The sequence below is a fragment of the Williamwhitmania sp. genome (genome assembly GCA_035529935.1).
Taxonomy (GTDB): Bacteria; Bacteroidota; Bacteroidia; order Bacteroidales; family Williamwhitmaniaceae; genus Williamwhitmania.
Genome location: DATKVT010000101.1, coordinates 1 through 16,053 on the forward strand (window position 1 = coordinate 1; position 16,053 = coordinate 16,053).

Annotated in this window: 9 protein-coding genes; 5 read left to right on the plus strand and 4 right to left on the minus strand. The window is 45.3% G+C overall.

Annotation, left to right across the window (positions count from 1 at the left end):
* The 4 genes from VMW01_07815 to VMW01_07830 all read right to left on the minus strand — a co-directional run.
* Positions 1 to 307: SDR family oxidoreductase (locus VMW01_07815; protein HUW06153.1), on the minus strand; the 307-nt coding region annotated here is incomplete at its 3' end.
* Between the two features lies 1 nt (position 308).
* Positions 309 to 1,016 (minus strand): sugar phosphate nucleotidyltransferase, encoded by a 708-nt coding sequence (locus tag VMW01_07820; protein HUW06154.1) that lies wholly within the window; start codon positions 1,014 to 1,016, stop codon positions 309 to 311.
* Entirely contained in the window at positions 1,009 to 2,007 is a 999-nt protein-coding gene (locus VMW01_07825; protein ID HUW06155.1) for an NAD-dependent 4,6-dehydratase LegB, read from the minus strand. The genes VMW01_07820 and VMW01_07825 overlap by 8 nt, the downstream gene beginning before the upstream one ends.
* Before the next feature lie 91 nt (positions 2,008 to 2,098).
* Entirely contained in the window at positions 2,099 to 4,843 is a 2,745-nt protein-coding gene (locus tag VMW01_07830; protein ID HUW06156.1) for a carboxypeptidase regulatory-like domain-containing protein, read from the minus strand.
* A 160-nt stretch (positions 4,844 to 5,003) separates the two neighbouring features.
* Between VMW01_07830 and VMW01_07835 the strand changes: the two genes are divergently transcribed.
* The 5 genes from VMW01_07835 to VMW01_07855 form a co-directional block, all read left to right on the plus strand.
* On the plus strand, positions 5,004 to 5,906 hold the full coding sequence (locus VMW01_07835) for a hypothetical protein (protein HUW06157.1): 903 nt from the start codon (positions 5,004 to 5,006) through the stop codon (positions 5,904 to 5,906).
* 35 nt (positions 5,907 to 5,941) lie between these two features.
* Positions 5,942 to 7,636, plus strand: a complete 1,695-nt coding sequence (locus VMW01_07840; protein HUW06158.1) for a hypothetical protein — start codon at positions 5,942 to 5,944, stop codon at positions 7,634 to 7,636.
* Between the two features lie 2 nt (positions 7,637 to 7,638).
* Complete coding sequence (locus tag VMW01_07845; protein ID HUW06159.1) at positions 7,639 to 11,973, plus strand: hypothetical protein; 4,335 nt, start codon at positions 7,639 to 7,641, stop codon at positions 11,971 to 11,973.
* Positions 11,974 to 11,976: 3 nt separating this feature from the next.
* Entirely contained in the window at positions 11,977 to 14,052 is a 2,076-nt protein-coding gene (locus tag VMW01_07850) for a hypothetical protein (protein ID HUW06160.1), read from the plus strand.
* Between the two features lie 2 nt (positions 14,053 to 14,054).
* Positions 14,055 to 16,053: SprB repeat-containing protein (locus tag VMW01_07855; protein HUW06161.1), on the plus strand; the 1,999-nt coding region annotated here is incomplete at its 3' end.

A 16,053-nucleotide genomic window follows, 5' to 3' on the forward strand; every position in this document is an offset into this window, starting at 1 on the left:
TTCCATACACGTAGCTACTTACATAGGTTAGGGAGCAGCCTTGCTTACGGCAAAGGTCAAGAATGTTGGTTGTGCCTAAAGTGTTAGTTCTGTAGAAATCGAGAGGATTTTCCCAACTGGCAGGTACGTAGGTTCTTGATGCAAGATGAATAATGTGGTCCAGCTTCTCGTAGTTAAATTCGGCGGTGGCAATGTCGCCATCCTCCATATCGAAGGTAAACACCTCGTAGTTGTTGGCTTTAAGTCGTTTTAGCAAGTTTGTTCCAATAAAGCCGCTGCTTCCGGTTACCAGTATTCGTCCCTTCATGCTACAAAAATTTATCCTTATTGGCATCGAACTCCTCAATGGCCTGCATGTAGTCGTCGGGGCGACCGATGTCCAACCAGTAGCCATCGTATGGTTTAACAGCAACCTTTTCGCCTTTGTGCAGAAGTTCAAGCATGAGCATGTCGAAGCCAAAAAAGGTCTCCTCGGGAATAAAATCGAGAATGCGACGGTTGAGCATGTAAATTCCCATGCTCACAAGGTAGTGATGTTGAGGTTTCTCCTTAAACCCGGTAAGCCTGTTGCTGCTGTCAACCTCCAGCACACCATACTCGCTAACCTCTGTCCTTTTGTAGGATGAGATGGAAAAGAGGCTGTTCTCCTCCACATGAGCATTATAGAAATTGGCAAAGGAGAGGTCGGTAAGGATATCTCCATTCATAACCAAAAAGTTTTCCGGAAGGTCTTTTATCAGCTTTAGCGGCCCCATGGTGCTCAACGGCTTACTTTCCAGCGAGTAATCGACCTTGATGCCCCACCGGGAGCCATCACCACAGAAGGCCTTGATAATTTCGGCCTGATGGTTTACCGTAATGGTGACGTGGCCAAACCCGTTTTTTGCCAGCTGACGAATTACCACCTCAAGAATGGGGAAATCGCCAATGGGCATAAGCGGTTTTGGAAGAACAACGGTGTACGGTTTAAGCCGAGTTCCCTTTCCTCCAGCCAGAATAACTGCTCTTTTACACATTGTAGATATCGGCTTTATATCTGGCTTGGTTTACCGGATTTTTGAACCACTCAATTGTTTGCAAAACCCCCTGCTCAAAGGTAAGCTGCGGTTCCCAATTGGTAAACCGGCTTAACTTTTGTCGGCTTCCATGCAGGCGCTCCACTTCGCTAAGGGCAGGTCGTAGCCGTTGCTCATCGGAAACAATATGGGCAGGGGGATTGATCTGATCGATAATCATTTGTGCTAAATCGCCGATTGAGATCTCCATTTCGGTGGCAATATTCACATCCTCACCAATGAGCTTGTCGCACTTGGCAATTTCGATAAATCCTCTGGCGGTGTCTTTCACGTAGAGTAGGTCGCGAGTAGGGCTGAGGGCCCCCAGCTTAATTTCCTGCTTCCCGGCCAGAAGCTGCGTAATAATTGTTGGTATTACCGCTCTAGCCGACTGACGAGGGCCATAGGTATTGAATGGACGCACAATGACAACGGGTAATCCAAAGCTGCGGTAGAATGATTCAGCAATGCTATCGGCACCAATTTTAGTGGCAGAGTATGGCGATTGCGGCTGCCGTGGGTGCTTCTCATCGATTGGCACATATTGGGCCGTACCATACACCTCCGAGGTGGAGGTCACCAGCACGCGCTCTACATTGAGGTCGCGTGCCGCCTGTAAAATGTTGAGCGTACCCTTTATGTTGGTGTCCACATAGCTGTCGGGAGAGTGGTAGCTAAACGGAATGGCAATGAGTGCGGCGAGATGAAAGACTACATCAACATCCTTCATGGCATTTCGTACGCCGTTTGGGTCACGGATATCGCCCGCAAATATCTCAATCTTATCCAGCTTGCTCTTGGGAAAGGTGTCGAGCCAGCCCCAAGAGTTGAAGGAGTTGTAGTAAACAAAGGCTCTTACCTGAAAACCTGAGTCTACAAGCATTTCGGTGAGATGGCTTCCAATAAAACCATCGGCTCCGGTAACTAATATTTTCTTATTGGAAAGGTCCATTATCCATCATTTTCTGCAAACGTACTTGAAAAAATTCAATTTTGTAAACTGGCAGAGAGTTAAATAGAATGGGGCTCATCGCCCCATCCATTTAGTAGCTTATCACCTTAATCTCTGTTCGCCTATTTACGGCCTGCTCGGCCTCGGTGCACTGTACGCCCTTCTTACAACGATTCTTGATCATGGTGTCGCCATAACCCTTGGCCACAATGCGCGAGCTGGCAATACCTTTGGAAACAATATAGTCCACGGCAGATTGTGCACGTTTCTGCGAAAGCACCATATTCTGCTGCGAACTGCCACGTGCATCAGTGTGCGAGCTGAGCTCAATACGGATGGTGGGATTTTCCTCCAACAGCGTAACCAACTTGTCGAGCTCTGTTGCCGACTCCGGCTTGATGTCCCACTTGCCCAAATCGTAGTATATGTTTGGAATCTCAATAGCCTTGTTCATCACAATGGGCTCCATCTTAAGGTCGTAGGCTGTATTTAGATTGAACATACCTGCCGGTACTCCTTGCGTTGAAATCATTAGCGTCTTAGCGAAGAATTTCTCCTTCTCCAGCTTTAAGATATAGATGTGGTTGGCATCTAGCCTAAAGTCGAAGCTGCCAAAGTCGTCGGTTTTGTTCTGAACCTTCTCGTTGGTGGCCTTGTCGAGCAGGGTAACAACAACCTCCTTGATTGGCGTGCCGTCATCCTTGTTGGTAACCAATCCTACGGCAGTGAACGATCCGTTGGCCGGTTGAAGTGCTAGGCTAAATTGAGAGTTCACGTTAAATGGAGCGTTGCCAAGTGTAAGGCTAATTTCCATGGGTGAATAGCCATCCTTCTCCAACTTTACCGAGTAAACTCCCTCCGGTAGGTCTGTTCTGTTGAACTGACCTGAGTTGTCGGTAGCCATGCGAAGGGGTTGAGGCAACTTGTCGGAGGTGAGTGTAACCACCACGTTTTCTAAGGGGAGGCCTGTTTTGGCATCGGTAACCTTACCGGTAAGCCCCGGCTTTACAACAGCCTGAAGTCTCGTGTCGAACATTGTACTAAGGTTCAGGTCACCACGCTCACGTCCCTTGGTGGAAAGAGTAAACCACTTGCTTACGAAACCCTCCTTTTCAACACGAATGCGGTAGTCTGTATCTTTATCTAACTTAAAGCGAACGCGTCCCAGCTGGTCGGCACTGCCAACTAGGGCTTTTGTAGTATCGGGAGGAAAAGCAATGGCTCTTGCACCAGCAATAGGGGAGTTGTTGGCAAGCGACAGAATAGTGGCCGTAAGGGTATAGCCAATATCGCGCGTCATGGTAATTTTAACAGGAATGGTTGTTGGCTTGAGGCCAAGACCAAAGGTGTTCACCTCCACCGATGTTGGAAAGTAGTCGGTTCGTTGGGCATGTAGAGAAACTTTGAGGTCATCATCCAGCTTGGCGGTAAACTTGCCTGCCGCATCTGTCGAAATGGTGTTCACCACCTTATCGCCATCCATAACTTTTATGGTTGCAGAGACTACTGGCGCACCCTTTTCGTCAACAACCTGTCCATCTAATGTGTGGGTAACCACTATCTTTTTTACCTCGATTTTGTAAATATCGTCATCACCCATTCCACCGGGACGGTTGGAGGAGAAGAATGCTATGGTGCCATCGGCTGACAGCGTGAGGCCAAAATCGTCGTAGGCTCCATTCACCGGGTAGCCAAGGTTGGTAACATAGTCGAACCCGTTGGCGGTTGGATAGGCAGCAAACAGGTCGAGGTTGCCAAAGCCGGGAAGGCCGTCGGAGGCAAAGAAGAGCGTTCCATCCTTAGCCACAAAGGGACACATTTCGTTGCCCGCCGTATTGATCTTGGCGCCCAAGTTTACGGCATCGCCAAAGGTTCCACCGGGCCGAATTTCGCGGTAGTAAAGATCGGCACCTCCCATTCCACCAGGCATGTCGGATGTAAAGTAAAGCCGTTTCCCATCGGGGCTCACAGCTGGATCGCCAACGGAGTAGCTGTCGGTGCAGAATGGTAGTGGCCCCTGGTCGATCCACTCCCCATGGTTATATATGGCGCGGAGTATCTTGAGGTTATTATCCGCCATCTGCTTCTCGTCGCCACGGCGAGCCTTTAGATACTTTTTTCTTACAAAGTAGGCCGTATCGCCCGATGGGGAGAAGGCAATGGGCCCCGTATAGTATGGGCTGAGCAGGTCATTGGAAAACACGAATGGTGATCCCAACTCTCCGCTGCTGCTTAGGCGCGCCGTGTAAAGACTCAGGTGTTGCTGTGGGTTAATTTGACGGTCGAGGTTGGCCAACCCGCGGTCGAAGCGGGAGGTGGCAAACACCAGTGCATCGCGATAGATGGTTGGTGAAAAGTCCGACTCGGAGCTATTAATGCTTACCGGAATGACATTTAGGCTAAGGAATCCCTCTCTTAGCAAGGCATCAAACGACGAGCCACTTCCGGGTTGTTGTGCCAGGTTGGGGAGCATGTCGAGCGCATAGAGCTTCTTAAGCGTTGCGGCTGCCAGCTCCACCTTTCCGTTGGCCTTTTGTGCGTAACCAAGCAGGAGGTAGTCACCGGAGTTGTGGTCGGGCTGCTTCAGCGCCTTCTCATACCAAATTTCGGCTTGAGCCAAATTGTCTTGAAAGCGGTAGCAGTTTCCAATTTGCCGAGCAATGTGAGCCGTAACGGCCTCCTCGGAGGCCACCCGCAGGTATTGCTCAAGCGCCTTGTCGTAGTTTCCATCGTTGTAGACCCTATCGGCCCGCTGCACATTTTTCGAAACCTCCTGTGCCAGAATTCCTCCAACGGAGAGGATTAGCACTGCCAAAAGAAGCAACCGTCGTACCATAATTCTTCAATTGTAATTTGATGGGAAAGATAGGAAAAAAGCATGCAAAAAAATGTTGATTTTGCTAACATCTCCAGCAATCGATTGAATTTTAACACTATAAAATTTGCAGCAAATATAAATTCAATTACATTTGTTATAGAAAACCCTAAACCTAACAATGAAAAGAATTTTGCTAACACTGCTTATTGCGGCAGTGAGCTGCGGAGTCGGCTATTCTCAAAGCATAAATACGGCTTATAGCAACATTACCTCCAACGCGGAAAAAGGAATTAATCCAAAAGAATGGCTGAGTGTTATTGCCGAATTAAACTCCTTACCTAAAGACACAATCGGCCAACTAACTTCACAGGCTATAGTTGTAGCTAAATATCTTACTTCACATGGCGAGAGCCATAATCAGAAAGTTGCAGGAATTAATGTGTTGCTGGATTTTTCAATTGGAAATCCATCTCTTTTTGGAAACCAAACTATTCCGTTTCTCAAGACAATCCCAAGAGATGTTTACGATTCCTCGGCAATTAAAAAGTTAGAACTTTACCTTTCAAACGGCAACAATCCATCTCTTCAGGAGGCTATTAAAGTCTCTGGTTATGTTGGAGGCGAAGAGTTGCATAGTTTCCTTCTCCAAAACGAATCTCTTTTTACCAGGTTTAAACGGAACAAGTGGCCATACGCTCTTGCAATGTCGCGTTTAGGCGATACGCTTTGGTTGAACTACTGCTTAGAGAAGGTTAAGAAGTTAGAGGTCAATACCCAAACGATATATTTTGTTTTTCCTGACCTTGCGTACACCCGCCAGCAAGCAGCTATTCAATACCTAGTTGATGTGCTTCAGAATATGAGTTATAGCTGTGATTCCCCAAATCCAGAATCCACCAGTAAGATTGATTGCGGTTATAGGGTCATGGAACTCCTTGCTCCAGCGGTTGCTGACTTTCCATTTTCCATTGGTGTTTCAGGTGATTTGAAAGTTGATAACTACAAGAAAGCCCTTATCGAGGTTCGAGAATGGTTTAGCCAGAAGAACGGTAGCTATCAAATCAGGAACGACAACTACTAGGGGCGATGAGGTTTTTAGTTCAAACTTTTGGCCTTATGGTAGCACTTCTACTATTGAAAGTGACAGTTAGTGCTCAGGATTTGTCTACTATTGGGAAAGGAAATCCATTAAAGATAAATGGAGGTTTTAGCTTCAATAACTACTTTTTCTTTACTGACCAAGAATCCTCGAGAAAGGCATTTTCCTACATAGTCTCTGGCAATGTGAATGCACAAATTTACAGTTTTAATATCCCATTTAACTTTTCATATACCAATCAGCAGGTAGCATATAGTCAACCATTTAATTTCAACCATTTTGGAGCACAGCCCTCCTATAAATGGATTAAAACTTATGTTGGTTACAATTCATTGTCCTATTCTCCCTACACCTACAGCGGCATACAGTTTTTAGGGTTTGGTGTTGAAGTGGCGCCACCATCATCTCCCATAAAGGTTTCCACGTTTTATGGTCGACTAATTAAAGGTGTTGACTACGACACCACCCGGAAGAATACCCCCTATTTTGAGCGGTTTGGCTGGGGTACAAAAATCGAGTTGGGGTTGGAAAAAACACCAATTCAACTAATCATATTCCGGGCATGGGATAAACAGTCCTCCATTGGTCCACTACCCGATTCGCTGCTGGTATACCCAAAAGACAACCTTGCACTTGAACTCAAAGTTTCCCATAAAATCACCAAACGATTTGAAATAATGGGTGGTATTTCCGGAAGCGAACTTACCAACGATACAAGGCAGTCGCTTGGCGAAGGAGAATCGGTAACACCATATTCCAAACTCTTCCCATTTTTCCGCAAGCGCTCCTCCACAACATATCGAAAGGCCGTAAGAACTGGCTTTAACTACACCGCAGAAACTGGAACTGTTGGGATTGCTTATGAGCGAGTTGACCCCGATTATGCAACCCTTGGTTGCTACTACTTTACCAACGATTTTGAAAACTATACACTGAACTTCACCAAAATGTTGAATAAAGGTAAGGTAAATCTTAGCGGAAATCTTGGTTATCAACTCAACAACATCGAATCGAAAAAACTATCTACCACCCACCAAATTGTTGGTAGCCTAAATAGCAGCGTTGTAGTTACACCAAAGTTAAACCTCAACGTTGGATACTCAAACTTTACGAGCTACACCAACATACGCTCACCTTTCGACGTAATCAACGCCACTTCCCCATACCAAAATCTCGATACTCTCAATTTTTCACAGATATCGCAAACAGCCTTCTGCAGTGTCCTATACCTTTTAAGCAATAGTGCTGGTGGCGATAGAAAGAGTTTAAACTTTACCACCAACTATCAAACGGCTGTTTCGGTTCAGGAGGGCAGTGCCCCAAATGTTCACTCTGATTTTTACAACATAATTGCAGCATATTCTCAGTTTGTTAAGCAACAGGAGTTGAACTTAACCGCCTCACTTTGCAGTAACATCAACCGCGTGTCGGGAAGCCCCGACGCCATGACTATTGGGCCGGTTATTTCGGTAACAAAGAGCCTTCTCCAAAAGAAGTTGAAGCTAACATTCTCCTCTGCCTTTAATGTTTCAACCACCGCTTGGTCACAAACTTCCAGAAACCTTAACTTTAGGTTGGGCGGAACCTATACCATAAAGAAGAAGCACAATATTGCAATGAATATAACGACCTACCAGCAAAACACCAAGGCCGGAGCCATTAAGGAGCGGAGCGATTTGTCAGCAACCGTTGGTTACAACTATAACTTTTAACAATGAAGAAGTTAGTATTTCTTTCCACAATTCTGATGCTTTTCATTGCCACCAAAATGGAGGCAGGGGAGCCGGCAAAGGTTTCGAATTTCACCCTTCCATACTTTTCGGTGCAGGATGCCGATGCTGGAGCTGACACCACCACGTTGAGCGTACAGGAAATTGAGCGACGCGCTGACTCTCTCACCAATAAGGTTATCAACGAGAACAGAATTGTGGGTCTTCTCGATCCTAGCAAAACCTACACCCTTCCCATCGGTATTCAAAAAAACATTGGGGGTACAAGGGTTACAATTGTTCTCGATGAATTACGTCTTCTTCCCAACAAGGCGGTTTTGAAGGCATATATGAAGTTAGAAATTCCTGAATCGGGGAAGAGCATTGCGTTCTATGCCGACGAAGTAACCATTGGTGCCAGTGGTATTGAGGCCGCAAAGTTGAGACTGATGGACGACAAGCCGCTTCCGTTACTGGGAAAAGAATTAACCCTTAAAAAGTGGGATACCTACGTTGAGTGGGACTGCAACGGCTACAAAAGCACAACGTTGGCAGGCGAGTTGACAATTAATAACAATAATATCCACCCGATTAGTACAAGTAATCAGGAAAATAGCACTGCTCCGCTTAAAGCTACAGTTGCAGCCACCTTCACCGACGTAAACGACATACTTTTTAAACTTTCATTGGGTGCATTTAAGGTTGATGGTCTTAAGGATTTTGTTTTTAACCCAGGAGATGTATATCTCGACATGAGCGATACGCATAATCCGGAGGGAATCAATTTTCCTGCGGGCTATACAACCGCTACCATGCAAACACCCGGAGAATATTCTTGGAGGGGAATTTACATAAAGAACTTGACGGTTCAGCTGCCAAAATCTTTTACAAAGAACAAGGAAGCTACAACCATAGCCATGACTAATACCATAATTGATGAGGATGGTTTTACCGGTACGCTTTCTGCTACAAATGTGATTTCAAAAGAGAAAGGAAGCATAGGTGGCTGGGCATTTTCAGTAGATAAAATTACTCTTGCCATTTACAAGAATAGCATTGATGCCTGCGGGTTGGAGGGAATAATTCGACCTGGTTTTATCAATACACAGGAGGATATGAAGTATACCGCAAAGTTCGACAACGGGAACTTTTACCTGAGTGCCTCCTTGCCCAACAAAGTAAAGTTTGATGCCTTTGGTGCTAATGTAGATCTGGCCAACAACTCTACCATTAGCGTTGAATATAAGGATGGAGAGTATTTGCCTAAAATGGTCCTTTACGGCTCCATGACAATGAATGTTGGCGGAAAGCTCAGCTTGGGGAAAATGGACTTCCAGCAGTTGGAGATTTCTACGCAGGCACCCTATATTGATTTTCGCTACATCTCGGTTACCACAGGCTCTACAAACGGATTTCCCATAGAACTGAAGCAACTTGCATTTACCAGTAAGGACAGCATTTTAAAGATGAAGGCCGTTATCTCCGTCAATTTGGTGAAGGCTTCAGAGGGTGGATTTGCAGGAACGGGAGGGTTTACCGTAACAACGGTCAATAGCGGAGGAAAAGCGCTTGATTATAAGTATAAGAACATTCATCTGGATACGCTGTCGGTTAAGATTAAGGAGAGCTTTTTTGAGTTGGACGGGTCGCTGGTCCAATACCAAGACCATCCCACGTATGGCAATGGATTTCGCGGTGAGGTGAAGGCTACATTTACTCCTGGCATTTCGGGAGGAGCCGTTGCACAGTTTGGCTCTGTTAGAGGAATGCGCTACTGGTATGCCGATGCCTTTCTTAAGTTGGGACATCCGCTTGTAATTGGAACTGGGCTGGGCATTCAAGCATTCGGAGGCGGTGCTTACCAGCACATGAATGTTCTTAAGGTGGCCGATTTGACAGCACCTCGAGATTCAGGTGCAACCACAACTACGAGTCAGGATATGGACCGGTATACCTCCACCTATGTTCCCGATAGTACTATGGGGTTTGGAATAAAGGCCTCGGTAATGTTAGTTTCCTTGCCCACCGAAAAGGCCTTCAACGGTATGGTTACGCTGGAAACTAGGTTTACCAACAGTGGAGGATTGGATTACATGGGCTTTACCGGTGCCGTAAACTTTATGAAGGATCCCGGCACACCGGCAACAAGCGGTACGGGAATATCGGCCAACCTGAAGTTGGAGTATTTCGCATCCATAAGCACCTTCTCAGGAAAAATTGATGTTTATGCCAATCTTTACAATATACTAAAAGGATCGCATGAGAACAACCGGGCAGGAACCGCATTGCTACTATTCTCCCCGCAGGACTGGTATGTTTATATAGGTACCCCCGAAGATAGAATTGCACTCACCTTTATGGGCCTAGCCCAAGCTGATAGCTATTTTATGGTGGGAACTCTCATTGGCGATTTACCACCCGTTCCCGATCAGGTAAAATCCATTCTGGGTGAAATTGACTTTACCCAAAGCCGAAACCCCATGCTGCTTTCAAAGGGTAGCGGATTTGCTTTCGGGGCCTCGTTCAGCATTGATACCGGTGAAAGAACCTTTGCCATTTTCTACGGCTCCTTCTCCATGGGTGCCGGGTTCGACATACTTCTCCGCGATTATGGCGATGCCCACTGCGCGGGTCAATCTGGCCCCATAGGAGTTGATGGTTGGTATGCCAAGGGGCAACTTTACGCTTGGCTGAAGGCCGAAATAGGTGTCAAAGTGAAGATTTTTAGAAAGAAAAAGAAGTTCCAAATTCTTTCCATAGGAGCTGCCGTTGCATTCACGGCTCAATTGCCCAACCCTGTTTACCTAAAGGGGGTTGTTGGTGGACAGTATAGTGTTTTAGGAGGGATGGTAAAGGGGAATTGTCACTTTGAGGTAACCGTTGGTGAGAAGTGCGAAATTGTTGGGGGGAGTGCGGTTGCCGACATTGAGGTAATTTCGGAAATAACGCCCGGAACGGGAACCGACGAGGTGAATGTTTTTACTCTACCGCAGGTGGCCTTTAACATGCCGGTGAACAAGAATTTCCAGCTCATGGACATCGACGACAAGATGAAGAATTTCCGCATTGCACTGGACTACTTCAGGGTGACTAACAACGGCCAGCCCATTCAATGTCGCGAAAACTGGAACGACCAGAATGATGTATTAGCGTTGGAACCATTCAATGTCCTGCCCGGCAAAAAGGAACTGAAGCTGGAGGCTAAGGTTCACTTTGAGGTGCAGGAGAATGGGAATTGGAAAAACTATCTCGATAGCGCTGGAGCAGTGGAGACAGAGGGTAAGGAGGCCATAATAAAAACGGGTGAGGCGCCCGACTACCTACCCGAAAGCAACGTGGCCTATGAGTATCCTACAGCCAATATGCTCAACTTTTATAAAAGCGAGTATCCTCAAGGTTACGTTATTCTAAAGCAGGGTATGCCGGAATTATTTAAGCCGGAGGCCGGATGGAAGAAGAAGGCTCGTTTTACCTCTACGGGCGGTGAGTTGGAGAGCGACATAACGTATAGCGAGGCCGATAAGAAGGTTTACTTTAACCTTCCTCAGCTTACCAACCAAACCGTGTATACCATGGATATCATTAAGATACCTGCCAATGCACAAAATGTAAAAGCCGATACCAACCTTGTAAAGGTGGCTGAGGTGAGGGACAACGGCGATACCCTAACCACTAATACTTTAGAAGGAAACATAAACAAGGCCTCAGAGAAGAAGCTCTACTCATTGGATTTTAGGACAAGCCTCTACAATACATTTGCCGATAAGGCTAAAACATTTGTAAATCCATCTGGAATAAGACATTGGGTTTATAGCACAGTACACAGCTTTACCTTCTCCTATAATAGCCCAGAGCCATTTGATAAGTTCGAAAATGATAACGTTGGTGTTTCTGCCGTGCTACTTAATACTGAATGGTATCATGAGGTATTAGATACAGTTTGTTATGGACACTATCCCATAAAGCCCGAACTGACGGTGGATTGGAGAACAATTACAACAACAGGACCCTCCTCAGCACCAGTAAAAGCAGTTGAGGTAACCTCTACGCCTGAATCACTATCGGAAGGTGATATCAAAACAAAGACGTTTAATTATTCAAGCAGTATCACGGACTTCTACTACATGGTTGCCATATTTGCTTACAAGGATCATGTTGACCTAGTGAATAAGGCTGCCTACTACCTCTACAAGTATCCTAACGATCCACTTGTTCGAGCACTCTATACATCGGTGTTTTATTCAATTTATGAATTCCATCCATACTACATCAAGTTGGACTACAAACTTCCCGGCTTGAATACAATTACTTCGTCACCCGAAATACGATTTGATCTCTAGGCAATGAAAAAGGTATCGTTCATATTAGGATTACTTCTCTTTACCGGTGTAATCGGTAAGCAGGCCACTGCACAGCAGGCTGCCAAGCACCCTCTTTTTATGGTTGCCTACAGCGATAGTACTCAACACCTCTTGAGATGGGCACCCACCACAACCATTGCCTGGATGACCGGTATAAAGTATGGATACATGGTGGAGCGGGTTACAATTGCCCGCAATGGTGAGATACTGGAGAAGCAGGAGCACAGGCTACTCACCCCAACCCCACTGTTGCCCCTTAAGTTGGAGCAGTTTGAACCCATTGCCGATACCAGCGACATGGCAGCCGTGGCGGCTCAGGCCATTTATGGCGACGATGCCAAAGTGGATCCAACTGTAGACTATAGCTTTATTGACCTTATAAACAAGGCTCGGGCGCAGGAGGATCAACGAAACGTTGGCCTGCTGGTGGCCGATCGCTCCTTTGCCGTTGCCAAAATGATGGGGCTTGGTTTTGAGGATACCACCATGCGCAAGGGGGAGGATTACGTCTACAAGGTTTACTTCCCTACCGCCATCGACAGCACCCTTACCGACACGGCCTTTGCCTATATTGGAGCCAAGCGCCCCACCGAACTTCCCCGACCCTTTTTGGTAAAGGCAGAGGCGCAGCAGAAGCGAAACATTCTTGTTTCGTGGCCCACCGAGGTTTTTTATGGCATCTACTCCTTTTATAGAATAGAGCGGTCGCTCGATGGTGGTCATAAGTTTAATTCTCTCACAAAGGATCCATATATGAGCGTTAACCAGGTGGATAAGGGGATGACCTACTACCTCGATAGCCTACCTGCGGGAGCCAACGCGGCCTGGTATAGGGTCATCGGTCTCACACCCTTTGGCATTGCGGGGCCACCCTCCGATACCGTTGCAGCAATTCTCCAGTATGAGCAGCGACCCATTCCGCAAATCGACTCCATGGCCTTTACCGGCGATACCACCCTTTACGTTCAGTGGAGCGTACCGGCTAAGAGCGACTCCTTGGGGGGCAAGTATAGCATTATTGCCACCAGAACGCTTAAGGGTCAATATAAAACACTCGCCCGAAACATTCCGGCTGGCACCAGAAGTGCAACAGTAGGCGTGCAGAATGAATACCTGCTTTACGTAAACGTGGTGTTCAAAGATAACGCTGGCAAGGAGTACCTCTCGCTTCCCCGGATTTGCCAGCGCCCCGACTCCATTCCACCGGCACCCCCCATTGGGTTAGTCGGAAGCGTCGACTCCGTGGGAGTTGCCCATCTGCATTGGCTGCCTAACACCGAAGCCGACCTGCTGGGTTACAGGGTCTACTACAGCTTCGATCCTTCCGCGGAGTTTATACAGGCAACGGATAGCCTTTGCGTGAGCAACCATTTTAGCTACCAAACCCCACAGCGGGTGTTAAACCGCAGGGTTTACTTTATGGTTCTGGCTCTCGACCGCCGGTTTAACCGATCGGGCTTCTCCAAGGTAGCCTCCCTGCTGAAGGAGGATTGTATTCCACCCTCGCCACCCATTATGGATATTGTTAGCCAGCATGGCGATAGCCTTACCTTGAGGCTAATACCGAGCAGTAGTGGCGATGTGGCTTCCCATGAGCTGAGAACCCAATCGCTGGATGGTAAACTTAATATTGGTTTGGTGCTTAAAGTTTACAAGAATCAACCTGTGGACACCCTGCTACAATTAATGGCTCCCTCCGGCAGAAACCGTCTAACGTTGGTTGCCATTGATTCTTCAGGTAATCGAACAGCCTCCATACCGGTAACCGTTACAGGAACTACAAAGGTGAAGGGAAAGGAGAAGGGAATTGTAGACTATACCATCGATAGTGGGGTATTGATTTTTACCCTTGACAAAAAAGCACCAGAAGTTAAATATGCCATTATTTATTTGAAAAACCAAGAGACTGGAAACAAGCAGATGGTGGCAAGACTTTCTCCTATGCAATTCCCATATACCTATGGACGATTGCCAATTAATAGCAAGTTGCAGTTTGCCATCTCCATAGTTTTAGAAAACAATAAAGTTCAGGTTGAACAAAAGTTAATAGAGTTCTAGCCATGAAAAAGTTATTATTTGTAATTATAGTTCTACTATACCCGCTGTATTCCATTGCACAGCCCAATTTTGACAATTTTGCAATGAAAGATTGGGCATTTGGCTTCCATGTCTCATCTCAAACTCTAAATTACCATCCATCTTGCGAAAACGTAGTTTTGAATAGAGAAATAGGTGATGTAACTATTAATGGTAATACAACCCATTATTATCATTATGTTGTTGAAGACTGGTATAAGTTAAATAATATTTACAATAGTTTCTATGTGAATTTACAAGCTATTGTTACCAGATATACTTCTGCTGATTGTGAGGGAGCTGCTAATTTAACGGCAAATACATCTGATTATATTAATTATTTAGGCATAACAATTTCAACAAATAATGGTCTTACATGGCAGAATTTTCAAGGTTCAATAGATATAGGGATTACCCCACCTAGGCCAATAAGTCTCGACCTTTACTATAAACTTGAAGATGATACCCAGGGCGAAAGTGTTGGTTTTGTAATTCCTGGGGTAACTTATTCCTATAACGCAACATTTGATAATACATACACTGGGATATTGCCCGTCTACTATTATGGCACAGATAATTCAAGCGAATGGAAAGAGTTTAGTGGCTTGTCACATGTATTTACAGAGGAGGAGTTAGCTGGTGCAAATACTGTATATGTTAGAGCATATGGGTATAGACAAGATGGATCACCTGATTTGCAATATAGCGCAGGCTATATTCAGAAAGTATATTCCATAAAACGACTGCCAAACCTGACTGTAAATGAAAAAAAGTTATGCGGGACAGATAAATATACATTTACAATTACTCCAAGTGAGACTTTAGACATTTTTCCCAATATAAAAGTTGCTTATAAATTAGGGGGTAATTCTACAAATGAACAAACCATTAGTCTGACAAAAGATACTCCGGTAAACTATCAAATAGTTTCTTCTGAAAGAGAAACAATAGGATCAAGCGTGGTTATAATTTTTTACGGATCAAAACCTGCTCCAATTTTTACAAAAGTTATTTCTCAAGCACTGCCATTTAAGCTTTATCAAGCTCAGGTAACAGACCTTGTGGGTTGCCCCGGAGCAAGCGGAAGCATAACTTTTACTGCCCCTACAGCCACCCAACAGAATAACTTTAATTATAGTTACTCTAAAGATAACGTAGTATATGGAAACAATCCAACGATAGATGTCAATGTTGATGGAACCTACCAACCATATTACAAAGCCATAAAAAACAGCAACGCCTATTGCTATCAGCAAAGTTCTGTAACGGTAGCTGATAAACGTGTTAACGACCAGCGATTTACAGTGACAGCAAATGATGCTCTATGCAATGGTGGTTATGGTTCAATTAAAGGGGCATTATCTTCAGATGTGGGTGGTTATCCAAATAACTTCAAAATGGTTGTTAACAAGTCAGATTACTCATTTAGTGGTGGTATTGCACAAGATAACATAGCAAATGTAGGCAGTTATACGGTAAGCTTAAGGTATGGATCTGATGTTTGTACTTTTAATACTCCTAAAACTGTTTCGGTAAATCAACCTTCAGTGTTATCGGTAAATCAACCTTTTGTTGTTCACGTTGCTAATTTTGGAGGAAGCACTGGGAGCATTAACTATTCTATATCTGGTGGTACCGCAAATTATAGCGTCACCTTGCTCAAGGGGGCTTTAATAATCACCACAATAAATGCGTCTCCTTCATCTGGCATATTTTCTAACCTCAGTGCCGGAACTTATACTATTAGTGTGACTGATAGCCATGACTGTAGCATATCATCAAATAACATAGAAATTTACCAACCCTCAAGTGCTCTTTCATTAAGTGTTACTGGTCATACTGATGTTACCTGTAATGGCGGTAGCAATGGTTCGGTTACTCTGAATGGTAGCGGTGGCTGGCCACCACTCAAATACAGTTCTGACGGAACTACTTATCAAACTAGCAATGTGTTAACAGGTCTTTCTGCAGGTGCTTATACAA

Bases quoted from the DNA above. Each gene is read 5' to 3' on its own strand.
- VMW01_07830 (HUW06156.1), bottom strand. From the start codon at position 4,843: ATGGTACGACGGTTGCTTCTTTTGGCAGTGCTAATCCTCTCCGTTGGA.
- VMW01_07850 (HUW06160.1), top strand. From the start codon at position 11,977: ATGAAAAAGGTATCGTTCATATTAGGATTACTTCTCTTTACCGGTGTA.
- VMW01_07825 (HUW06155.1), bottom strand. From the start codon at position 2,007: ATGGACCTTTCCAATAAGAAAATATTAGTTACCGGAGCCGATGGTTTT.
- VMW01_07840 (HUW06158.1), top strand. From the start codon at position 5,942: ATGGTAGCACTTCTACTATTGAAAGTGACAGTTAGTGCTCAGGATTTG.
- VMW01_07835 (HUW06157.1), top strand. From the start codon at position 5,004: ATGAAAAGAATTTTGCTAACACTGCTTATTGCGGCAGTGAGCTGCGGA.
- VMW01_07845 (HUW06159.1), top strand. From the start codon at position 7,639: ATGAAGAAGTTAGTATTTCTTTCCACAATTCTGATGCTTTTCATTGCC.
- VMW01_07820 (HUW06154.1), bottom strand. From the start codon at position 1,016: ATGTGTAAAAGAGCAGTTATTCTGGCTGGAGGAAAGGGAACTCGGCTT.